Genomic DNA, 23,301 nt, shown 5'->3' with positions numbered 1-23,301 from the left:
CTTTCTTGTTCTGTTACTGGGCGCTGAAGTGTCGAACACTGCGCCGCAGATTGGGAGTCTGCATATCGCAGTCAGGCAGCGTTTTCGGACTTAGCCGCCTTTGCGCAGCTGCGTCAAATTGCGGCGCAAGGAAATAACGAATGAGGGCCATGCATCTGCGAGAGGGCTTTCACAGCCGGGCAATCGCAAATCCTGCACGCGGAAAATGCACTGCCGTTACGCCGACATCGGGATCTTCACGCCGCACAGCGATGCTGTCATGTCCGCCAGAAACAAATGCGCCGATGACGGGATCGAAACCCCAATCGGTCGGCGTGACCGATATCATCGCGCCTTCCTTGAGTGGCTGACCTTGATCATCCGCAATATCGTCGTGAGCAGAAGCGGATGACGCCAATGGCTGGCCGAGCCGCGCTATATTCAGCGCGTGTTCGGGCGATAGCTCCTCAACCGGTCCGTGGCCCAGCGACGCGACCCTATCCATCCACGCAAGCACAGGTAGGTATTCGGCAAGACCTTCACCCTCGCCAAGATTGCCGCGCAGGTACCAGAGCGGATGATAGACGGCGAGATCGGCAAGTGACGGCGCCTGGCCGAGCAGGAACGCGTCGCCATGCGCGAGCCAGTCGCTGAGCCATGCACGATGGATGCGAAACTGTTCGCGCAGCGCGGGAATTTGCATACGCATCTTCACGCTATTCCAGCCATCGAACTTGCCTGACGTGAAACTTGCGCGATCGGCATGCAGCTCCGGCGGGAAACGATCGCCGTTCAGCCCGAAGACCAGTCCAAGAGCATTGGCAAAGAGCGCGCGATCGGCCCAGGCCGCGATAATATCGGCCTGACCGCGCGTGCCCGTCGGATAAAGCGTTGGCTCGGGAAAACGCCGTTCGAGTTCAGCGAGAATGCGGCGTGTATCGCAATAGATATCCGCGCCAATCTGCAGAACCGGAATGCGGCGATAGCCTCCGGTGAGCGGCACAAGCTGTGGCTTCGGAGCGATCCGCGGCTGGATCACCGAGCGCCAAGACAGGCCTTTCAATCCGAAGGCGATGCGCACCTTCTCGGCAAACGGCGAACGCGGATAGTGATGCAGGACAAGATCGGTCGTTGTCACTGCATCCCTTGCCTATCGACTATCGCGCGTGCACGGCCGCCGTCGCGCCGGTGGAATACATTGCCTCGAATTCGGCGATCGGATGCGGAAGCCCATCCGGACCGGTGATCTCAACATCCCAGCTGCCGTCATCGAGCAGCTCCTTGGCCTTCTTGACAGCTCCGGCGGCATTGTCGCGGCGGAGTGAAACAGTCCCTGACGTATCGGTTCCCCTGACGAAAAACGGCAAGTCACGTCCTCCCTGTGTGAGGCGCCCCGCGATGCGAGACCGTGCGCGACGTCTTGATCGCGTCACTCTGCGCATCAGACCATAGGACTCACGGCAATGCTAGCAACTTGCCGTCGCAATCATAACGAACCTGTTATGCAGTCCCGCGCTGCGCTGCGGGACGCGTCAGCACGAAAAAGAGAAACGTGCAGATGGTCAGGAATACCGCCATTGAGATTAAAACTGCAGGCAATCCCCAGGCGGCTGCGATCGGGCTGGTAGCCGACTGCATCACTGCAGTGCCGAGAAAGAAGGCGAGATTGGCCGCGGAAAGCGCCTTGCCAATGTTCTCGGCAGCAACGACCTGGCGGATCATCGCATAGACGAGCGGCTGCATGGCAACGAGCACGCCGATGACCACCAGAAGGCCGGTATCGACTGCCACCGGCATCACTGGCAGGCCGAAAAGCGTGGCCAACGGATAGCCCGGTGCACCGAGCGCCATCACAAGCAACAGCGCTGCGGCACACAAATGGACCACGAACAGCAGCACGCGGCGATGACCCAGCTTGCGATCGAGCAAGCCCGACAGCGCCGGTCCAACCACAAGCGCTACCGTAAACAGGACCAGCACATTGCCGGCCTCTATGCGCGACAGTCCCTTGATATTCATCAACCAGGGGCCTGCCCAAAGGCCACGCAACACGAGTTGAACCGCCAGCGACACGAAGGCGAGGATCACGATACCGCGCACTGCGCGGGAGACACCGAGCTGCAGGACCGAAACCATCTCCCCCAGGAGTGCGCGCTGTTGACCTTCGGGACGCGACGACGGGACGATAATCGCGATCAGCATGGCCACGACGATCGCCGCGGCCGCCGCAATCCAGAAACCGGCGCGCCAGCCCCAATGCTCGACGACATAAGCCAGCGGACTGGCCGACAACAGCAGCCCCGCATTGCCGAATGACAGAATGATGCCAGACCACAGACCGAACTGCGCCGGTGTCAGCCGCTTTGCCGCGAGCGTCATCGGGCACATCAGCATGCCCGACGTCGCCATGCCGATCGTGGCCTGCGACGCGAAGAACGACAGAGGCCCTGTCGATAGCGCGGCGATCGCCGCACCGCAGATCGTGCCGGCGAACAGCACGAGCGATACCGTGCGGATGCTGTAGCGATCCAGCGCCACGCCGACCGGAATCTGCAGCAGTGCGAAGAAAAAATGATAGGCCGAGGTCAGCGCGGCCAGTGTCTGCGGCGTGACGCCGAGATCGGCCGACATCAGGTCGATCGCGACCGCCGGCGTGGTGCGCAGCATGTTGGACAATACATGCCCGCAAGTCAGAATGAGCATCGCAGCCACGAGGGCTACGCTCACAGGCGGATCAACGACGATAGGCTTGAAGGTGGGGGATTCGGCAGCGCTGGTCATGGCGCTCGCCTACGCGGAAACACGCCACGCAGCAACCGCCACGAAAGCCGTGGCGGTCATGCGCTCATGATGCTGCGGTGCAGCTTAAGCTGCAGACGCCTCGATCCGAATCGGGATCGATTTGTAGGCCGGCGTTCCCGACTTCAAATCGTGCTGGTCGAGCGACACGAGCACATTCGCCTCCGGATAATAGGCCGCCACCGATCCTTGTGGAATGTTGTAAGCCACCGCTGTCACCCGACGCAGCGCGCGTGACGCGCTGTCCGGACGGTCCAGCACGATGTCGATCAGATCGCCGTGGCTCAGTCCGCGGCGGGCGAGGTCCTGCTCGTTGACGAACACCACATCGCGCCGCCCGGTGATGCCGCGATAGCGATCGTTCATGCCGTAGATCGTGGTGTTGTACTGGTCGTGGCTGCGCAACGTAGTCAGCGTCAACGCGGTCTCGGCGGGGCCGTCCTCATAGACGCCGGAGAAGACCAGGAACTGCGCCTTCTTGCTCGGCGTCAGCCATTCCCGTTCCGAGGCGGCGTTGCGCAGCCGGAAGCCACCCGGCTTCTTGATCCGCGCATTGTAATCCTCGAAGGCCGGGAAGACCGACTCGATGGCGTCGCGGATCTTGCCGTAGTCGGCGACGTAATCGAGCCACTTCACCTTGGTGTTCGGCAAAGTCGCGATGGCCATATCGGCGACGATAGCCGTTTCGGACTTGAGGTGTTCCGACGCCGGTTTCAAGCCGCCGCGCGAGGCGTGCACCATCGACATCGAATCTTCCACCGTCACCATTTGTGGGCCGGTCGCCTGCACGTCGATCTCGGTCCGGCCAAGGCATGGCAGGATGATCGACTCTTTCGCGATCAGAAGATGCGAGCGATTGAGCTTGGTGGCAATATGCACCACGAGATCGAGGCTGCGCATCGCCGGATAGGTTTCCTCGGGATCTGACATCGCCACCGCGAGATTGCCGCCGAGACAAATCAACGCTTTTGATCGTCCGTCGCGAATTGCCTTCACCGATGCGACGGCGTCGTGACCATGTGCAGTCGGCGGCTTGAAGCCAAAGGTGCGTTCGATACCGTCGAGCAGCGCGGCGTTGGGTACTTCGGTGATTCCGACGGTGCGATCACCCTGCACGTTGGAATGGCCGCGCAGCGGCGAGATGCCGGCGCCGGGACGGCCGATATTTCCGCGCAGCATCAGAAGATTGGCGATCTGCTGCACGTTGCCGGTGCCGTGGCGGTGCTGGGTGATACCCATACCGTAATTAACGATCACGCTCTTGGCCCTGGCGTAGATGTTGCCGAGATTTTCGATATCCGCGCGTAGCAGGCCCGAGGATTGTTCGATCGCCTCCCATGAGGTCGCGTCGAGATCCGCGAGCAGCGTCTCGATGCCGTCAGTGTGTTCTGCGATGAAGGCGCGGTCGAGCACGCCGGGGCCGCCCTCGGCCAGACTCGCGGCGTCGAGCGCCACGATGGTCTTCATCATGCCCTTCAGCACTGCAATGTCGCCGCCGACCTTGACCTGGTAATACGTTGACGAGATCTGCGTGGAGCTGAGCGTCAGCATTTCCGCTGGATGTTGCGGAGATGTGAACCGCTCCAGCCCGCGCTCGCGCAGCGGATTGATCGAGACGATGGCAGCGCCGCGCTTGGCGCACTCGCGCAGAGTCGTCAGCATGCGCGGATGATTGGTGCCGGGATTGTGCCCGATGCAGAACACAGCGTCCGCATGGTCGAAATCCTCCAGCGTGACTGTACCCTTGCCGACGCCGATGGATTCCGGAAGTCCGACGCTGGTGGCCTCGTGGCACATGTTGGAGCAATCGGGGAAATTGTTGGTGCCGTATTCGCGCACGAACAACTGATACATGAAGGCTGCTTCGTTAGAGCAACGGCCCGACGTGTAGAATTCGGCCATGTTCGGATCAGGCAAAGCGCGCAGGCCGGCACCGATCCGCGCCATCGCATCTTCCCACGAGATAGGAAGATACTTGTCGCTCGCCCGGTCATAGGCCATCGGATGAGTGAGACGTCCCTCGTTTTCGAGGTCGTGATCATGCCAATTCCAGAGTTCGCTCACGGTATGCTCGGCGAAGAACTCCGGCGTGGTGCGCTTGGCCGTTGCTTCCCACGACACCGCCTTGGCGCCGTTCTCGCAGAACTCGAATGACGACGTATGCTTTGGATCGGGCCAGGCGCAGCCCGGACAATCGAAACCGTGTGGCTGGTTCATCGTCAGGAGGCCGTGCGTTTCGTTGACCACCGCCATCTGGCCGCGCACCGCGTCGGCCACTGCCTTCAACGCACCCCAGCCTGCGGCCGCACCTTTATAGTCCTCGACGCCCTGAACGTGCTTCTTCGCCATCGCGATCCGTCCTTCACCATTCCGGCCCATATGGCCTAATTCCGCCTCGTAGCATTAAAGGCTGCATTGCTGCGAATAGATGCCATCAACTTTGATTGACCGAGGCTGCGCTGTATTGAACGATACGAATGTCGCGACATCTCTCGCGAATGCTATCGCCCGATTGACATGTTGAATGGAGCGCCGATGACGTCTTCTTCCCTGTTCCAGCCGCTGCAAGTTGGCCCATATCGATTGAGCCACCGCGTCGCGATGGCGCCGCTGACGCGCATGCGCGCCGAGAAGACATCTCTCGCTGCATGGACGCTCAATGCCGAATATTACGCGCAGCGCGCGACCGAAGGCGGATTGATCATCGCCGAGGCGTCGCAGGTCATGCAGGAAGGACAAGGCAGCCCGAACACGCCGGGTATCTATTCGAAAGAGCAGATCGCCGGCTGGCGTCAGGTCACCGACGCCGTGCATGCCAAAGGCGGCATCATCTTCCTGCAGCTGTGGCATGTCGGCCGTGCCTCACATTCCTCGTTCCAGCCCGGCGGCGGGCTTCCGGTCGCACCGTCAGCCATTGCGATCAACGCTACCACGCGGACGGCTTCAGGCGAGACAGTATCTTACGAGACGCCCCGCGCTCTGGAGACCAGCGAAATTCCCCGCATCATCGACGCCTACCGACAGGCCACGCACAACGCCAAGGAAGCCGGCTTCGACGGCGTCGAGGTGCACGGCGCCAACGGCTATCTGCTCGAACAATTCCTGCAGACCCGCAGCAATCAGCGCACTGACCAATATGGTGGCTCAATCGAGAACCGCGCCCGCCTGCTGCTCGAAGTGACCAACGCCGTCATCGGCGCCTGGAGTGCGGATCGTGTCGCCGTCCGGCTGTCTCCCTATGGTGTCTCGAACGACTCCGGCGAAGCTGATCCGATGCCACTCTACAGCCATGTGGTCCGTGAACTCGACAAGCTCGGCCTCGCTTATCTCCATTTCGTCGAGCCGCGCACCAGTGGCGTCGGCCGCGCGGAAGTGTTCCATAACAACGTGCCGACAGCCTATGAGCTGTTCAGGCCGATGTGGAGCGGCGTGCTGGTCACCGCCGGCGGCTTCGACGGCACCTCCGCCGAGGAGGCCGTCGCTTCCGGCAATGTCGATATCATCGCCTTCGGCCGCCCGTTCATCGCCAATCCGGACCTGCCGGAGCGTATCAAGCGCAAGGCGCCCTTTACGCCCTACAACCGGGCGACGTTCTACGGCGGGGATGTGGCGGGCTATACTGACTACCCCGTCATGGGCGCAGGCTAGGCTGCGGATTATTCAATAGAAAGCACTCCTGGCGCGCTATAATCTGTGCACGGCCCGTAGCGGGCCAGGAGTATCGCCCCATGGATTCCACCCTATCAGCCGCCGAGCTCGACGATCGCATCGCCATCCTTCGCGACAATATCCGGCAGTTGATCGAGCAGGCCGCCGCGGCCTCCGGCGAGAGCAACGAGGAGCGCACCGCGGATCGGTTGGCTCAGCAGAATGAGGAGCTGGACCGGCTGATCGCCCAGCGCGACGCCCTCGGCAAATAGGCGAAGTCCTGCAGGATATTATCCGGACCTGCCCGGTTGCCGGGCGGGATGCGTAAAACCACGGCTTTTCCTCCAGTAAACTTTTGGCTAGCTTGGCTGCATGAACGTTCAAGCCAAGATCGACATCAAGCACTCCACCTGCCCTCATGATTGCCCCTCCGCCTGCGCCCTCGATATCGAGGTGATCGGCGGAAACACGATAGGCCGGGTCCGCGGCTCCAAGGAGCAAACCTATACCGCCGGCGTGGTCTGCGCGAAGGTCGCGCGCTATGCCGAGCGCATCCATCACCCCGGGCGGCTGATGTATCCGATGCGCCGCACCGGGCCGAAAGGCTCCGGCCATTTCACCCGCATCACCTGGGACGAGGCGCTCGACGAGATCGCTTTGAGGTTCAACGAAGCCGAGCGCGACTTTGGCGCGGAGTCGGTGTTTCCCTATTACTATGCCGGCACCATGGGTCTGGTGATGCGCGATGGCATCAACCGCCTCGCCAATGTGAAAAAATATTCGCGCTTCTATTCGACGATTTGCGCAACCATCGCCTGGGCCGGCTTTGCCGCCGGCACCGGCAAGGTCGCCGGCGTCGATCCGCGCGAGATGGCGAAGTCGGACCTGATCGTGATCTGGGGCACCAACCCCGTCTCGACGCAGGTCAATGTGATGACCCACGTGGCTCGCGCCCGCAAGGAGCGCGGCACCAAGCTTGCCGTCGTCGATATCTACGATAACGACACCATGAAGCAGGCCGACATCAAGATCCTGCTGCGGCCGGGCACCGACGGTGCCTTCGCCGCCGGCGTGATGCATGTGCTGTTTCGCGACAACCTGGCAGATCGCGACTATCTCGCGAGATACACCGACCACTCGCCGGAATTCGAGGCGCATCTGGCCACGCGCACGCCGGAATGGGCCTCAGCCATTTGTGGCGTGCCGGCCGCCGAGATCGAGGCCTTCGCGCATCTCGTCGGCGAAAACAAACGCAGCTATTTCCGCCTCGGCTACGGCTTCACCCGCAGCCGCAACGGTGCCGCGCAGATGCATGCCGCGCTGTGCGTGCCCACCGTGACCGGCGCCTGGCAGCAGGAAGGTGGCGGCGCCTTCTTCAACAATGCCGCGATCTGGAAATTCGACAAAACGTTGATCGAGGGCCTCGACGTGCTCGACGAGAGTGTTCGGCGCCTTGATCAGTCGAAGATCGGCCGCATCCTTACCGGCGATGCCGAGGCCTTGCACAACGGCCCGCCCGTGAAGGCGATGCTCATTCAGAACACCAATCCAATGACGGTGGCGCCAGAACAGGCCCTGGTGCGGCAGGGCTTTGCCCGCGAGGACCTGTTCGTCGCGGTGCATGAGCAGTTCATGACCGAAACGGCCATGATGGCCGACATCGTGCTGCCGGCGACCATGTTCATGGAGCACGACGATCTCTATTACGCCGGCGGCAACCAGCACATTTCGGTCGGCGCCAAGCTGATCGACGCGCCGGAAGAATGCCGCTCGAACCACGACGTTCTGCAGGGCATCGCCACCCGCCTCGGCGCCAAACACCGCGCTTTCGACATGCATCCGCGCGAGATCATCGACGAAACGCTGCAGGTCAGCGGCCGCGGTGGCATCGAAGGGCTGGAGGCCGACAAATGGCGCGATATCCAGCCGGATTTCCGCACCTCGCACTATCTCGACGGATTCGCCCATGCCGACGGCAAATTCCACTTCAAGGCCGACTGGTCGACAGTGCCGATGCCCAATGCCGGGTTGATGGGCGCGTGGGACGACATGCCGTCGTTCCCCGACCATTGGGCGGTGATCGAACACGTCGATAAGGCACATCCGTTTCGTCTGGCCACCAGCCCGTCGCGCTCGTTCCTCAACACCTCGTTCAACGAGACGCCATCATCGCAGGCCCGCGAAGGCGCGCCGAGCGTGATGATGCATCCGGTCGATGCTGCGAAATTGAGAATCGCCGATGGCGATGCCGTGACACTCGGCAACATGCGCGGCGAAACGACCTTGATCGCACGCATCTTCGACGGCTTGCGCCGCGGCGTGCTGATCGCGGAATCGGTGCACCCCAACAAGGCGCATATCGGCGGTCATGGCATCAACATGCTGACCGGTGGCGAAGCCGTCGCGCCCTATGGCGGTGCGGCGTTTCACGACAACAAGGTGTGGGTGAAGAAGGCATGATTCCCTCCCCCCGTTAAGGACGGGGAGAGGTTAAGAACGCCGCGCCTTCACCGCGCATCTTCCAGAATCATGTCCGACGCCTTCTCGGCGATCATGATCACCGGCGCGTTGGTGTTGCCCGACATCAGGTCCGGCATGATCGATGCATCGATCACGCGCAAGCCTTCCAGCCCACGCACGCGCAGACGCTGATCGACCACCGCTTTCGCATCATTGCCCATCCGGCAGGTCGAGGTCGGGTGATAGACGGTGCTGCCGCGCTGGCGGCAGAAGGCGAGCCACTGCTCGTCGGTCACTGTGCCTGGGCCGGGCTCGACTTCCTTGGTGACGAACGGCTTCATCGCCGGTGCGTTCAGCATCTTTCGCAGGATCTTGAGCCCTTCGACATTCGCCGTCCGGTCCGTTTCGGTTGCCAGATAGTTGATGCGGATCGCCGGCGGCACTGATGGATCAGCACTATTGATGCGCAGCGAGCCGCGGCTTTCCGGGCGCAGCTGACAGACCGAGGCGGAGAAGCCGGAGAACGGATGCAGCTTCTCGCCCATCTTGTCGGTGGAGAACGGCAGGAAGTGGATCTGGATATCCGGCGACGCCATGCGCGGATCGGTCTTGAAGAAGGCCCCGGTGGTGCCGGCAGCATAGGTCAGCGGACCGGTGCGGAACGCCGCATATTGCAGAGCCATCATCGCCCTGCGAACCGGATGATTGACGAAGTCATTGAGCGTGATCTTCTGCGGACACTCCATCACCATGCGGACCTGCATGTGATCCTGCAGATCACTGCCGACGCCGGGGGCATCGAGAAGGACCTCGATGCCGTGCTCCTTGAGCAGATCGGCGGGACCAACGCCGGAGAGCTGCAGCAGTTGCGGTGAATTATAGGCGCCGCTGGACACCAGCACTTCCTTGCGGGCGCGCGCCTTGCGCACCACGCCGTGCTGCTTGAATTCGATGCCGATGGCACGCTTGCCTTCGAACAGGATACGCTGCGCGAGCGCTTCGGTCTCGACGCGAACATTGCCCTGCTTCAGCGCCGGGCGCAGATAGGCCCGCGCGGTCGAGGCACGACGGCCGCCCTTTGTCGTGGTCTGGAACCAGCCGGCGCCTTCCTGCGTGGCACCATTGAAGTCGTTGTTCACCGGAATGCCGGTCTCGGCAGCTGCAGCAATGAAGGCTTCCGACAACGGGTCGGGGCAGCGCGAATCCGACACCGGCAGCGGGCCGCCGACACCGTGATAGTTGCTGGGTCCGCGCGCCTGATTTTCCGCCTTCTTGAAATAGGGCAGCACATCGTCATAGCCCCAGCCGGTATTGCCCAGCTGGCGCCAGCGGTCGTAGTCCTCGTGCTGGCCGCGCACATACAACAGGCCGTTGATGGAGCTTGAGCCGCCGAGTACTTTGCCGCGTGGCTGAAAGACGGAGCGTCCGTCGAGACCCGGTTCGGGCTCGGTCTGGTACATCCAGTTGACGGATTTTTCCTTGAACAGTTTGCCGTAGCCGAGCGGCACGTGGATCCAGATGTTGCGATCCTTCGGGCCGGCTTCCAGCAGCAGCACCGAATATTTGCCTGAGGCCGACAGGCGATTGGCAAGCACGCAACCGGCCGAGCCGGCACCGACGATGATGTAATCAGCCTCAATCGCATCAGCCGGCGCGCGATGCGTCGACGCAGTTTGACCGCTCATGTTTCCCCCGATTGTTTTCAGCAACTGAAAACGGAAATGACGGGGATGTAAATGGGCGTGGCCGGAAGCATGGCACGCATGCGACTAGAATCGTCGCAATGCGAAAGGGGAAGGATACAGCCCATCAGATGTCGTCCCCGCGAAGACAGGGACGACCGACCGAGAACCTGCTCAGCTATAACGACTGATCGCCAGATCCTTCACATCCAGATCCGGTGCCTTGCCGGAAATCTGGTCGGACAGCACGCGGGCGGTGCCGCAGGCCATGGTCCAGCCGAGCGTGCCATGACCGGTGTTGAGATGGAGATTGCCGATACGCGTCGGGCCGACGATCGGCGGACCATCCGGCGTCATTGGTCGCAACCCGCTCCAGAAGGTCGAGCGCGAGAGATCGCCAGCGGTCGGAAAGAGATCGGTTACCGATTTATCGAGCGGCATACGCCGCGGCGCAGTCGGCACCGGGTGATAATTGCCGACTTCAGCGGTGCCGCCGACGCGGATGCGGTCACCAAGGCGCGTGATTGCCACTTTGTAGCTCTCGTCCATGATCGTCGACTGCGGCGCAACGCTCTCATCGGTAATCGGAATCGTGAGCGAATAGCCCTTCACCGGATAGACCGGCGCGTCGATGCCGAGCGGGCGCAATAGCAGCGGCGAGAAGCTGCCGAGTGCCATCACATAAGTGTCCGCGGTAAAGACGCCCTTATCGGTCGTGACCTGCGCGACCCGGCCGCCGGTGACATCCACCGACTTGATGGTCGTCTCATAGACGAATTTCACACCGAGCCCGGCCGCAATCTTTTCCAGTCGCTGCGTGAACAGATGGCAGTCGCCGGTTTCGTCCTCCGGCAGACGCAGACCGCCGACGAACAGATCCCGCACCCCGGCAAGGCCCGGTTCGTATTTCACGCAACCGGCGCGATCCAGCACCTCATAGGGCACGCCATATTGCTTGAGCACGTCGATATCGCCGCCGGTGGCGTCGAGTTGCGACTGCTTGCGGAACAGTTGCAGTGTGCCCTGACTGCGGTCGTCATAAGTAATGCCGGTTTCGGCGCGCAACGCGCGCAGGCAATCGCGGCTGTATTCGGCGATGCCCACCATGCGCGACTTGTTCAGCGCATAGCGTGCGCTTGTGCAGTTGCGCAGCATCTGCAGCATCCAGCGCCACTGGTGCGGATCGGCCTGCGGCCGCACCACCAGCGGACCGTATTTGTCCAAGATCCAGCCGATCGCCTTTTTCGGCACACCAGGGCCGGCCCAGGGCGAGGCGTAACCGGGCGAGACTTCACCGGCATTGCCGAACGACGTCTCCAATGCGGCGCCGGGCTGGCGGTCGATTACCGTCACCTCGTGACCTGCCTTGGCCAGATAATAGGACGTGGTGACGCCGATCACGCCCGCGCCGAGAACCAGAACCTTCATCGCACCGTGCCTCCAGACCGGGCGGTCCACCGCACGTCGATCTCATCCGAGTAAATTCTCTCATAACGCTGACCCAGCGAGGTCAGCATTTCATAGCCAATGGTGCCCGCCGTTGCGGCCAGCGCGTCGAGCGACTGATGCCCGCCGATGATTTCCACTTGCGAGCCCTGTGCCAACATGCCGGGCGGCAGATCTCCGAGATCGACGGTCAGTGAATCCATGGAGACGCGCCCGGCAATCGCCAGCCTTCGTCCGCGGAAATACACGGCACCGCCATTGCCGAAAGCGCGATGCAATCCGTCGGCATAGCCGATGGCCAGCGTCGCCAGCCGCGTCGGCTTCGTCGCCTCGAACGTCCAGCCGTAGCCGACATGGGCAGCGGCCTCGACCTCGCGGGTCTGGATCACCTGCGCGGTGAGCCGCACCACCGGCAGCATCGGATTGCATTGCGCGGGATTGGGATTGAGACCGTAAAGCGCCGCACCAGGGCGGACGAGGTCGTGATGGAACTCGCGGCCAAGGAAAATGCCTGAAGAGTTGGCGAAGGATTTTCGCGCGCCGGGAAAGCGCTTCGCAAGCGTCTGAAACGCCGCGAGCTGATGCGCATTGGCGGGATGCTCCGGCGTATCGGCGCAAGCGAGATGGCTCATCACCACCTGGATATCCAGAGTGCTGGTGTCCATGCCCGAGAGATCAGCGACCTCACGCGGCGACATGCCCAAACGCGACATGCCGCTATCGACCTGAACGACCGCTGGCAGAATCCGGCCGCGTTGCCGCGCCTGATCGGACCAGGCTTGAAGCTGTTCACGCGAATTGAGCACCGGAATAATGCCGGCTTCGGCGCAGTCGCGTTCGCCGCCGGGTGGCAGACCGTTGAGCACATAGATCGCAACGTCGCGGGGCAGATGGGTCTGGAGATCCAGCCCTTCATCGAGATGCGCCACGAAGAAGGTGCGGCAGCCGGCCCGATAAAGTGCCGGCGCGACGCGGTCGGCACCGAGGCCATAGGCGTCCGCCTTCACCACGCCGGCGCAAGTGACGCCGGGGCCGACCCGCTCGGCCAACAGCCGGTAATTGCGTGAGATTCCTTCGAGGTCGATGGTCAGCACCGCGCTCGCATGCCGCGTGCCCGTCCCGCCTGTCCAAGGTGCCAGCATCACATCCCCCGTCACGAATGATCGCAACGGCAGTATCTCACCTTCCGCATAGCGCTTTACGGCGATTCCGGCCGCTGCTACGGTCAGAAACGGTGATTATCGGCGTAGATCTACGCTTCTGTAGAGAAATCCTGCGAAATTTTGGCAAGAACCATGGCAAGCGACCTCGATTCGACCGACCGGAAGATCCTTCGCGAGGTGGTCCGGGATGCCCGGATCAGCCAGATGGCACTGGCGGAGAAAGTCGGCCTGTCGCCTACCGCCTGTACCCGGCGTCTCACGGCCCTGGAAAAGAAGGGTGTCATCAAGGGCTATGCCGCCGAGATCGACGCATCCGAGCTCGGTTACATGATGACGGTCCACGTCCACATTACACTCGACAAGCAGAGCGAGGACGCGCTGTCGGCCTTCGAGCGCGAGATCGCCAAATGCCCGGATGTCGTGTCCTGCTATCTGATGTCCGGCAATGACGACTATCTCGTCCATGTGCAGGCGCGCGACATGGAGGACTATGAACGCATCCACAAGCAGCATCTCTCGCGGATGCCGGGCGTGGCGCGGCTGCATTCCTCATTCGCCATGCGCAGCGTGGTGAAACGCGGCGTTTCACTGTCGGCGCTGACGGGATGAGCTCTGTCCCTCCTCCTGAGGAGCGGTCGTCTTCGACCGCGTCTCGAAGGATGGTCGCACGCTCTGTGCCCGGCCAGCTCATGGTTCGAGCCGCGCGCGAGGCGCGCTCTTCACCATGAGGATCTGGACGCGCGACTTGACAGAACGAAGGATCAATCCATTCTCACTATCGCAATTCTAGTATCTCATTTAAATGATGCGGATTCTATGCGAGACGGAGCTTACGTCTACATCGTCCGATGCGCTGATGGCAGTTACTATATCGGCATCACCCGCACATCACTTGATATTCGGATAGCCCAGCACAATGCCGGGGTGTTTCCGGGCTATACCTTCACGCGACGGCCGGTCGAACTGGTTTATTCTCAGTGGTTCGAAAGCATCACGGATGCCATCGAAAACGAGCGCAAGCTTAAACGCTGGAGCCGGGCCAAGAAAGAGGCCCTGATCCGGGACGACTTGGCGCAGTTGCAGCAACTTGCCCAGCGCAGATCGCCTCACTCGTCGAAGCAGCCAGAAACTCCGTCCTCATCCTGAGGAGCCGCGTACTTGCGCGGCGTCTCGAAGGATGGTCACATGTTCCGTGCCCGGGCAGCCATGGTTCGAGACGCGCGCAAGGGCGCGCTCCTCACCATGAGGGCTGAGTTAGGGATGCAGACCCGGCGCTTCCTGGCCAGTGCGCGCGACATATTCGGTATAGCCGCCGCCATATTGATGGATGCCGTCGGGCGTCAGCTCGAGCACGCGGTTCGACAGTGCCGCCAGGAAGTGACGGTCATGGGACACGAACAGCATGGTGCCTTCGTAGTCGGCGAGCGCCTTGATCAGCATTTCCTTGGTGGCCATGTCCAGATGGTTGGTCGGCTCGTCGAGCACCAGGAAATTCGGCGGATCGAACAGCATCTTGGCCATCACCAGACGCGCCTTCTCGCCACCCGACAGCACGCGGCAACGTTTCTCGACATCGTCGCCGGAGAAGCCGAAGCACCCTGCGAGCGCGCGCAAAGTGCCCTGCCCGGCCTGCGGGAATGAGTCTTCGAGATTCTGGAAGATCGTGCGCTCGCCATCGAGCAGATCCATCGCATGCTGCGCGAAGTAGCCGAGCTTGACGCTGCCGCCGATGGTGACGTTGCCGTTGTCGGGCTCTGCCGCGCCAGTGACAAGCTTCAACAGCGTCGACTTGCCGGCGCCGTTGATACCCATCACAGCCCAACGCTCTTTGCGACGGACCGAGAAATCCAGCCCTTCATAGATGGTGCGGCTGCCATAGGCCTTGTGGATGTTCTTGAGGCTGACGACGTCTTCGCCCGAGCGCGGCGCTGGCAGGAAATCGAACGACACGACTTCGCGGCGCTTCGGCGGCTCGACTCGCTCGATCTTGTCGAGCTTCTTGACGCGGCTCTGCACCTGCGCGGCATGCGAGGCGCGCGCCTTGAAGCGCTCGATGAACTTGATTTCCTTGGCCAGCATCGCCTGCTGGCGCTCGAACTGCGCCTGCTGCTGCTTCTCGTTCATGGCGCGCTGCGCCTCGTAGAATTCATAGTCGCCCGAATAGGAATTCAGCGAGCCGCCATCGATCTCCATGATCTTGGTGACGATGCGGTTCATGAATTCGCGGTCATGCGAGGTCATGAGCAGCGCACCCTCGTAACCTTTGAGGAAGCCTTCGAGCCAGATCAGGCTTTCGAGATCGAGATGGTTCGACGGTTCGTCGAGCAGCATGACATCCGGGCGCATCAGCAGGATGCGGGCCAGCGCGACGCGCATCTTCCAGCCACCGGACAATTTGCCGACATCGCCGTCCATCATTTCCTGTGTGAATGCGAGACCGGCGAGTACTTCGCGGGCGCGGCCTTCCAGCGCGTAGCCATCGAGTTCCTCGAAGCGCGCCTGCACCTCGCCGTAGCGCTCGATGATCTTGTCCATATTGTCGGCCTGGTCCGGATCGGCCATGGCCGTTTCCAGTTCCTTCAGCTCGGTCGCGACCACGCTGACGGGACCAGCTCCCTCCATCACCTCGGCAACCGCACTATGGCCGGACATTTCACCGACATCCTGGCTGAAATAGCCGATGGTGACGCCGCGCTCGACCACGACCTGGCCCTCATCGGGCAGTTCGCGGCCGGTGACCATGCGGAACAAGGTCGTCTTGCCGGAACCGTTCGGCCCGACCAGACCGATCTTCTCGCCCTTCAGCAAGGCGCCGGCGGCTTCGATGAAGACGATCTGATGACCGTTCTGTTTGCTGATATTGTCGAGACGAATCATGGGAACTACGGGCTCACGGGACAGAATTTAGGCCAGCCAATAAGGCATCCGGCCCCCGTACGGAAGGATATTTTGCGCCGCAAAAGAGCTAGGTGCCCGGCCGCATCTCGCTCAGGCTCTTCATCAGGATTTCCGCGAAAGTCGCCGCGGCCACCGGTAGCGTGCGACCGCGCAGCTGGCACAGCACCAGGTCGGCGGTGGGCACGTCGCGGGTATCGATCGGGCGGCCGACCAGCCCCATACCCAGGTTCCCGGTGGGAGCCCCGATCTCGATCTGGAACGAAATCATGTCGCAGCGGAACACCAGCCCGCGCAGCATCTCGAAGGAGTTTGATTCCGCGAGCATGTTGAGGCGCAGATCGCGGCGAGTCGTGACCTCATCGAGAATCTGGCGGCCGCTCAAAGTCCGATCCGGCAGGGCTGCGGGATAATCGACACAATCGGAGAGGCGCAGCATCTTCTTGGCGGCCAGCGGATGATCCGAGCGGGTGATCACCACAAGACGCTGGGGAATGCTGGCGATGACGCGCAGCGACGGCCACATCGTCGGGCGATGCACCAGAGCGAGATCGACATCGTAGGCCGCCAGCGCGGCCAGCGCACGCTCATGATCCATCACCTTGAGATCGAACACCACTTTCGGATGCTTCTTCTGGAATGCAGCGACACGCAGCGCCAGAAAATCCAGCGCCAACGCCTGGCTGCAGGCGATCTGGATCGGACCGCGCCGCAGACCTCTGAGATCCTCGACCTGCGATCTCATCCGCTCGGCATCGGCAATCTGGCTGCGCGCATAGCGCACGAACATCTCGCCGGCGGTCGTCAGCTTCACGCCCCGCGGCCGGCGTTCGAACAAAGGCGTACCGATTTCGGCCTCGAGGTCCTGAATGCGCCGGTTCATGGCCGATGGCGTCAGATTGAGCTGCTCCGCGGCGCGGCGGATCGAGCCCAGTCGCGCCACTTCAACCACATGGGTCAGCAACCGCAGATGCCTCATTGCCCCGCCTCTCGAGTGATGCCTTTTTCACACCGGTCACTGGAAGAGATAGCAGCAGATGTGACCACTCGGATAGGTCTATCCTGATCCACGCAGGAAGATAGTCGCGAGAGCGACGTCGCCCACCGACCAATTATGTGACGTTTCGCAACAGGAAAGCATCGATGACCGAACACCGGGCACTTCGTGGATTACTGACGCTCGTGTTGGCCTTGGGCGTAAGCGCAGGATCGCTCACTCTTGCCCAAGCTGCCGGGCCAACCAAGATCAAGTTTACCCTCGACTGGAAGATCCAGGGTCTGCACGCCTGGTACTACTGGGCAAAGGCCAAAGGGTACTTCAAGGATGAAAATCTCGACGTAACGATCGATCAGGGCGAAGGCTCGGCGGCGACCGTCACGCGGATCATGTCGGGCGCTTATGATGCCGGCTTCGGCGATATCAACGCCATCATTCAAAATGCCGCTACCAAGCCGGACGATGCGCCGGTGATGGTCTACATGATCTATAACAAGACGCCGTTCGCGCTGCTCAGCAAGGCGGATGGACCTATCAAAACGCTCAAGAATCTCGAAGGCTCTAAGCTGGCCTCACCTTCCGGCAGCGCGTCGCTGAAACTGCTGCCGCTGCTCGCCAAGCAGAACGGCATCGACTACAGCAAAATCAGCATTCTGCAGGTTTCGCCGGCCTTGCAGGAACAGATGCTGCTGCAGGGCCAGGTGGATTCGATCGCAGTGTTCGCGGCCACCAGCTATCTCAACCTGGTGTCGCTCAAGGTCGATCCCGACAAGGACGTCCGCTGGAACTTTTATTCTGACGCTGGCCTCGACCTCTATTCCAACGGCGTGATGGTATCGCAGAAGCTGCTGAAGGAACATCCGGAGGCGGTGAAGGGTCTGCTGCGCGCCATCAACCGCTCGATCAAGGAAACCGTCCAGGCACCGGACGCCGCCATCGACCTGCTCGCCACCGAGGAACCGCTGATCAAGAAGGATATCGAGAAACGGCGCCTGACCTATGTCTACAACAACTTCATCAACACACCGGAGGTCAGGGATCTGGGCCTCGGCGAGCTCGATCAGAAGCGTCTGGGTTCGGCGATCTCCACCATCGTGACCTCGTTCGAACTACCGCGCACGCCAAAGCCCGATGAGGTGTTCAACGATACGTTCCTGCCGGCCAAGCCCGACCGGGTGCCCCCGACTATTGCGCCGTAATGACAACGACTCGCCTCACCGACGCACCACGTCGTATCACCTGCGCGCATGTGATTGGCCCGGACGGGCCGATGCCCGGCGCGCAGGTGATCGCGCTGCAGGACGACAAGATCCAGTCGATCGCACGGACAACCGAAGCAGCAGAGCCGATCGTAGCGCTGCCCGCCTTGGTCAATGCCCACGACCACGGCCGCGCGGTCCGCACCAGCTCCATCGGCGCCGACGCCAAGCCGCTTGAGTCCTGGATCCACTATCTCGCATTGTTTCCTGCGGTCGATCCTTACCTGGCGGCCTGCGTCGCGTTCGCCAGCAGCGCGCTGGGCGGCGCCGGTATCGTCATGAACCATTACACCCGCGTGCAGGGCTTCACTGATCTGCCGGCCGAACTGGCCGAGGTATCGCGCGCGGCACGCGATGTCGGCGTGCGCGCCGGCCTCGCCGTGGCAATGAGAGATCGCAATCCTTTGGTCTACGGTCCCTCGGAACCTGTGCTGGCGGCGCTGCCGCCAGACGTTCGGCCGGAGATCGCGCAGCGTTTCACGCGTCCGCCGCTGTCGCCGCGCGACTACTTGACGCTAATGGACGAGGTCGTCTCCGCCGCCGACGGCCCGAAATTCGATGTGCAATATGGTCCCAATGGCGTGCAGTGGTGCAGCGACGCGCTGTTGCAGGCGATCGCCGAAGCTTCGGCACACACCGGCCGCCGCGTCCACATGCATCTGCTCGAGACCAAGTATCAACGCCAGTGGTGCGACGCCAATTATCCTGGCGGCGTCGTCCGCATGCTGGACGAGATCGGTCTGCTGTCCCCGCGGCTGACGCTGGCACATTGCGTCTGGGCCCGGCCCGATGAACTGGAACTCCTGGCCGAACGCGGCGTCGTCATTTCGGTCAATACCAGCTCCAACCTGCATCTGCATTCGGGCCTGGCTCCCATGACCCGGATGCGGGCCGCCGGATGCCGGATCGCCCTCGGCATCGACGGCAAAGCATTCGACGACGACAATGATGCACTGCGCGAGCTCCGGCTGTCACATCTGCTCCATGCCGGCACCGGTTTCGATCAGGTCGTGACCCGCCATCGGGCGCTGCATGAAAGCGTAAGCAACGGCCGCTTCGCCGTCACCAATATCGCCAGCGACGGCGGTCTGCGCGAGCGCGCCGATGCGGACATGCTGCTGCTGGACTGGAACGCGCTCAACGACGACGCGCTGCGCAGCGACCTCGACCCGATCAATCTCCTGTTCTCGCGGGCAACCGCGCGCCATATCCGGGAGGTGATCGTCGCCGGCCACACGATCGTGCGCGATGGGCATGTCACCGGGATCGACTTCACGGCCGCACGGCTGGAGATTCTGGCGCAGATGCGCGCCGGCATGCCCTCTGGCCAGAACCTGGCTGGGGCCCTCGCCGCGCTCGACGGCGTGATTGCTGCAAGTTTTTGCGGATGCTGCTGACGCGCCTGCGCCTCGCGGTTCTGCGAGCGCCGACCCGAACAACGCGTTATCTGGACGATTCCGAGCGAGGCCTTTTTTGCACCGCTCAGGCGAAAAGATAGCAGCAGATAAGCTCACTCGGATAAGCTTAACTTTGCTCCCGAGGGCGGCCGCGGGGCAAGAGACGCCACCGGCCGAACGTGTCGCACACTGCAACGGGACCACACCCAGGAGCACTTTGGATGACCGGACACCATGCATTTCGTGGCTTGAAGACGCTTGCGCTCGCGCTGGCGGTGACCGCCGGATCGCTTGTCGCCGCGCAGGCCGACACCAAGATCAAGATGGTCCTGAACTGGAAGTATGAAGGTCCGCAGGGCATGTTCTTCCTTGCGCAGGATCGCGGCTACTTCAAAGCGGAAGGCCTCGACGTCACCTTCGACCAAGGTAACGGCTCCGGTGCGGCAGTGCCGCAAGTCGCCAACGGCGCCTATGACATGGGGTTCGGCGACATCAATGCGCTGATCGAACTCGCCGCCAGGAAGCCGGACGAAGCGCCGATCGGCGTCTACCAGATGTACAACCGGCCGCCCTTCACGGTGGCAGTGAAAGCCGACAGCCCGATCAAGACGCCGGCCGATTTCGTCGGACGCAAGCTCGGCGGCGCGGCCAATGACGGCGCGCTGAAGCTATTCCCGGCGCTCTGCGCGGCGACCAAGATCGACTGCACCAAGGTCGAAGTCACCAACATGCAGCCAAACCTGCGCGAACAGATGCTGATGAAGGATCAGGTCGATGGCGTATTCGGCTACATCACCACCATCCGCTTCAGCGCCAGGCTGATCGGCATCGATCCTGAAAAGGAGATCCGCTTCATCAAGTTCGGCGATTACGGCATGGATCTCTATTCCAATGCCATCATCGTCTCGCGCAAGTTTGCCAAGGAAAACCCCGACGCCGTGAAGGGCTTCCTCAAGGCGCTCAACCGCGGCGTCAAGGATGCGATGGCCGATCCGAAGGCCGCCATCGAGGCGGTGCAGAAGCGCGAACCACTGATCAAGCCGGAGATCGAACGCGCGCGCCTGGAAGCCACGCTGTCCGACGAAATGACTTCGCCGGAAATTTCGAAGATCGGCCATGGCGACATCAACGACGAACGCATGAGCAAGGCGATCGACATCCTCGTCAGTGCCAAGGAACTGCCGCGCACGCCGAAGATCGGCGACGTATTCGACCGCAGCTTCATGCCACCGCTGGCCGATCGCCCGACGGCCATCAAGGCCGCGATGTAACGCAAGGCCGCCCTGTGGACCGGGCGCCGCGGCACCCGGTTTCTCCTACACCACCGAAAGACAACCCCATGAAACTCTCCCTCGAAAATCGCGTCGTCATGATCACAGGCCCCGCCAAGGGGATGGGTGCTTCCATCACCCACGCCTTTGCCGAACAAGGTTGCAAGCTGGCGCTGCTGGGCCGCGACACATCGGCGATCGAGCCGGTTGCTGCCGAAGTGAAGGCTAACGGCGGCGAGGTTATTGTCATCCCCTGCGATCTCACCAAGTCCGAGCAGTGCGAAGCCGCGGCGGAGACAACCAAGGCGGCATTCGGCGGACGCATCGACATTCTCGTCAATGTTGCCGGCGGCTCCGGCCCGATCGGCAAGACCGGCGTGCAGACCACACCGGAGGAATTCGACGAGATCGTCACGCTCAACATGAACGGCTGCTTCCACACCATGCATGCCGCGCTGCCCACCATGATCGAGCAGCGCTACGGCAAGGTGGTGAATGTCGGTGGCACTTTCGGCATGCGCGGTCGCGCCGGCCGCATGGCCTATTCGGCGTCGAAATGGGGCTTGCGCGGCATCACCAAGAGCTTCGCGCTCGAGGTCGGGCAGTTCAACATCAACGTCAATTGCGTTGCGCCGGGCATGGTCGATGGCCCGCGCTTTCGCGAGAAGGTGTGCCGCGACATGGCGCTGAAACTTAGCATCACCGAAGCGGAAGCCGCCGAGCGCCACGCCATGGATTACGCGCTGCGCCGCGTCACCGTGGATGCCGATGTCGCCAATGCCTGCCTGTTCCTGGCCAGCGACGTCTCGCGCCAGATTACCGGAGTCGACCTGCCGGTCGATGGCGGCTGGGCGATGCTGTGAGCGGAGATCGTGAGATGAGCGACAAGGTCGATCTGGTCATCAATGGCGGCACCATCGTATCGCCCGATGCAAGTTACAACGCCAGCATCGCGATCAAGGACGGCGTGATCCACGCTATCGGCGCGCCCGAGGCGATGCCGCCGGCGACGCAGACACTCGACGCCACGGGCCTGCATATCCTGCCCGGCGCGATCGATGTCCATGTGCATTTCCGTGATCCCGGCTATCCGCAGAAAGAAGACTTTGCCAGCGGCACAGCAGCGGCGGCCTTCGGCGGCGTGACGACCGTGTTCGACATGCCGAACACGCTGCCAACCATCAACAATGCTGAATCATTGGCCGGCAAGCACAAGATCGCGTCGTCGAAGGCTTACGTCGATTACGGGCTCTATGCGGTGCTCGGTGAAGACAGCATCGAACATGTCGGCGCCCTGATCGATGGCGGCGTGATCGGCTTCAAGCTCTATATGGGCAACACCTTCGGCCGCATCCCGTCGCCGTCGACGGGCGCGATGCTCGAAGCCTTCGAAGTGGTGGCGCCCACCGGCAAGCGGATCTCGCTGCATGCCGAGACCAACACCATCATGGAGCGCCGCGAAGCACGCCTCCGCGCCACCGGCCGCACCGAGCCGATCGCACATCTCGCGGCACGCCCGGCTGTGGTGGCTGTCGAGGCCGTGGCCCGCGCAGCGATTCTCGCTGAATGGACCGGCGCACGCATTCATGTGCTGCACATCTCGTCGGCTGCCGAATTGCGTCCGCTGGCCGAAGCCAAGGCGCGCGGCGTGGACATCACCGGCGAGACCTGCCCGCAATATCTGCTGCTGGACGAGACAGACTACGAGAAATTTGGCGGCGTCGTGCGCGTCAATCCGCCGGTGCGCGAAAAACCGAACCAGCAGCCGATCTGGGATGCGCTGATGGACGGCACTGTGGACATGATCGCCACCGACCATGCGCCGCACGCACCGGACGAGAAGACCCGACCGGACATCTGGACGGTCGACTGCGGCTTTCCCGGCGTCGAGACCCAGATGCCGCTGATGCTGACCGAGATCAACAAGGGCCGCGCCTCCATCAATGACTACGTGCGCTGGAGCGCCGAGAGTCCCGCCAAGATCTGGGGGCTGTATCCGCGCAAGGGCACGCTGACGGTGGGGTCTGATGCCGACATCGCCATCGTCGACCTCAAGCGTGAATGGACCGTCGACGACGCGATGATTCAGTCACGCGCGAAGATTTCACCGTGGCATGGCCGCAAGGCCTCGGCACTGCCAATCCATACCATCGTGCGCGGCCGCTTCGTGATGAAGGACCGGATCTTGCAAGAGGATGCACGCGGCACCGGGCAATCGGTGCATGCGATCCAGCAGATGCCGCCGGCAGTGCCTGTCAACACCGACTCGACCATGGCTGCGATCACCTCCGTGCAGAAAGCCTGA

19 protein-coding genes are annotated in these 23,301 nt (G+C 62.2%); 10 read left to right on the top strand and 9 right to left on the bottom strand.

The window, feature by feature from the left end; all coding sequences use genetic code 11:
• Window positions 1–169 precede the first annotated feature (169 nt).
• The 4 genes from AB8A27_RS26800 to AB8A27_RS26785 form a co-directional block, all read right to left on the bottom strand.
• Complete coding sequence (locus AB8A27_RS26800) at window positions 170–1,117, bottom strand: glutathione S-transferase family protein (RefSeq protein ID WP_441244495.1); 948 nt, start codon at window positions 1,115–1,117, stop codon at window positions 170–172.
• 19 nt (window positions 1,118–1,136) lie between these two features.
• Complete coding sequence (locus tag AB8A27_RS26795; protein WP_441244494.1) at window positions 1,137–1,346, bottom strand: hypothetical protein; 210 nt, start codon at window positions 1,344–1,346, stop codon at window positions 1,137–1,139.
• 133 nt (window positions 1,347–1,479) lie between these two features.
• The gene (locus AB8A27_RS26790; protein ID WP_441244493.1) at window positions 1,480–2,760 is read right to left on the bottom strand and encodes an MFS transporter; all 1,281 of its coding nucleotides are present in this window, start codon (window positions 2,758–2,760) and stop codon (window positions 1,480–1,482) included.
• 84 nt (window positions 2,761–2,844) lie between these two features.
• Entirely contained in the window at window positions 2,845–5,127 is a 2,283-nt protein-coding gene (locus tag AB8A27_RS26785) for an FdhF/YdeP family oxidoreductase (protein WP_441244492.1), read from the bottom strand.
• 186 nt (window positions 5,128–5,313) lie between these two features.
• Between AB8A27_RS26785 and AB8A27_RS26780 the strand changes: the two genes are divergently transcribed.
• The 3 genes from AB8A27_RS26780 (at window position 5,314) to AB8A27_RS26770 (ending at window position 8,886) form a co-directional block, all read left to right on the top strand.
• Entirely contained in the window at window positions 5,314–6,426 is a 1,113-nt protein-coding gene (locus tag AB8A27_RS26780; RefSeq protein WP_441244491.1) for an alkene reductase, read from the top strand.
• Window positions 6,427–6,506: 80 nt separating this feature from the next.
• Window positions 6,507–6,698, top strand: coding sequence for a hypothetical protein (locus AB8A27_RS26775; protein WP_149529380.1), 192 nt, complete (start codon window positions 6,507–6,509; stop codon window positions 6,696–6,698).
• Between the two features lie 100 nt (window positions 6,699–6,798).
• Complete coding sequence (locus AB8A27_RS26770) at window positions 6,799–8,886, top strand: molybdopterin-containing oxidoreductase family protein (RefSeq protein ID WP_441244490.1); 2,088 nt, start codon at window positions 6,799–6,801, stop codon at window positions 8,884–8,886.
• Window positions 8,887–8,933: 47 nt separating this feature from the next.
• On the opposite strand, the gene AB8A27_RS26765 is transcribed toward AB8A27_RS26770, so the two are convergent.
• From AB8A27_RS26765 to alr, 3 genes are all read right to left on the bottom strand, one after another.
• Window positions 8,934–10,571 carry a GMC family oxidoreductase gene (locus AB8A27_RS26765; RefSeq protein ID WP_441244489.1) on the bottom strand — a complete coding sequence of 546 codons (1,638 nt, stop codon included), beginning with the start codon at window positions 10,569–10,571 and terminating at the stop codon, window positions 8,934–8,936.
• A 171-nt stretch (window positions 10,572–10,742) separates the two neighbouring features.
• Entirely contained in the window at window positions 10,743–11,996 is a 1,254-nt protein-coding gene (locus AB8A27_RS26760; protein WP_441244488.1) for a D-amino acid dehydrogenase, read from the bottom strand.
• Entirely contained in the window at window positions 11,993–13,156 is a 1,164-nt protein-coding gene (gene alr / locus AB8A27_RS26755) for an alanine racemase (protein WP_441244487.1), read from the bottom strand. Before alr ends, AB8A27_RS26760 begins: the two co-directional genes overlap by 4 nt.
• 153 nt (window positions 13,157–13,309) lie before the next feature.
• Between alr and AB8A27_RS26750 the strand changes: the two genes are divergently transcribed.
• Window positions 13,310–13,786, top strand: a complete 477-nt coding sequence (locus AB8A27_RS26750) for an Lrp/AsnC family transcriptional regulator (RefSeq protein WP_309940907.1) — start codon at window positions 13,310–13,312, stop codon at window positions 13,784–13,786.
• A gap of 207 nt (window positions 13,787–13,993) precedes the next feature.
• Complete coding sequence (locus AB8A27_RS26745) at window positions 13,994–14,323, top strand: GIY-YIG nuclease family protein (protein ID WP_441244486.1); 330 nt, start codon at window positions 13,994–13,996, stop codon at window positions 14,321–14,323.
• 108 nt (window positions 14,324–14,431) lie between these two features.
• Here the strand turns inward: AB8A27_RS26745 and AB8A27_RS26740 are convergent, their stop codons facing one another.
• Together AB8A27_RS26740 and AB8A27_RS26735 are read right to left on the bottom strand one after the other, a co-directional pair.
• Complete coding sequence (locus tag AB8A27_RS26740) at window positions 14,432–16,054, bottom strand: ABC-F family ATP-binding cassette domain-containing protein (protein WP_441244485.1); 1,623 nt, start codon at window positions 16,052–16,054, stop codon at window positions 14,432–14,434.
• Window positions 16,055–16,142: 88 nt separating this feature from the next.
• The gene (locus tag AB8A27_RS26735) at window positions 16,143–17,051 is read right to left on the bottom strand and encodes a LysR family transcriptional regulator (RefSeq protein WP_441244484.1); all 909 of its coding nucleotides are present in this window, start codon (window positions 17,049–17,051) and stop codon (window positions 16,143–16,145) included.
• Window positions 17,052–17,215: 164 nt separating this feature from the next.
• Here AB8A27_RS26735 and AB8A27_RS26730 point away from each other — a divergent pair, with 164 nt between their 5' ends.
• From AB8A27_RS26730 to AB8A27_RS26710, 5 genes are all read left to right on the top strand, one after another.
• The gene (locus AB8A27_RS26730; protein ID WP_441244483.1) at window positions 17,216–18,268 is read left to right on the top strand and encodes an ABC transporter substrate-binding protein; all 1,053 of its coding nucleotides are present in this window, start codon (window positions 17,216–17,218) and stop codon (window positions 18,266–18,268) included.
• Window positions 18,268–19,725 carry an amidohydrolase family protein gene (locus AB8A27_RS26725; RefSeq protein ID WP_441244482.1) on the top strand — a complete coding sequence of 486 codons (1,458 nt, stop codon included), beginning with the start codon at window positions 18,268–18,270 and terminating at the stop codon, window positions 19,723–19,725. The genes AB8A27_RS26730 and AB8A27_RS26725 overlap by 1 nt, the downstream gene beginning before the upstream one ends.
• Before the next feature lie 221 nt (window positions 19,726–19,946).
• Complete coding sequence (locus AB8A27_RS26720; protein WP_441244481.1) at window positions 19,947–20,996, top strand: ABC transporter substrate-binding protein; 1,050 nt, start codon at window positions 19,947–19,949, stop codon at window positions 20,994–20,996.
• A 68-nt stretch (window positions 20,997–21,064) separates the two neighbouring features.
• On the top strand, window positions 21,065–21,859 hold the full coding sequence (locus AB8A27_RS26715; protein ID WP_441244480.1) for an SDR family NAD(P)-dependent oxidoreductase: 795 nt from the start codon (window positions 21,065–21,067) through the stop codon (window positions 21,857–21,859).
• A gap of 14 nt (window positions 21,860–21,873) precedes the next feature.
• Window positions 21,874–23,301: a dihydroorotase gene (locus tag AB8A27_RS26710; RefSeq protein ID WP_441244479.1), complete on the top strand. Its 1,428-nt coding sequence runs from the start codon at window positions 21,874–21,876 to the stop codon at window positions 23,299–23,301.

This window comes from Tardiphaga sp. 768_D3_N2_1, from assembly GCF_052076105.1.
Lineage (GTDB): Bacteria > Pseudomonadota > Alphaproteobacteria > Rhizobiales > Xanthobacteraceae > Tardiphaga.
Note: the sequence above shows the minus strand (reverse complement) of the source record. Positions and strands in the feature narration are given on the sequence as shown.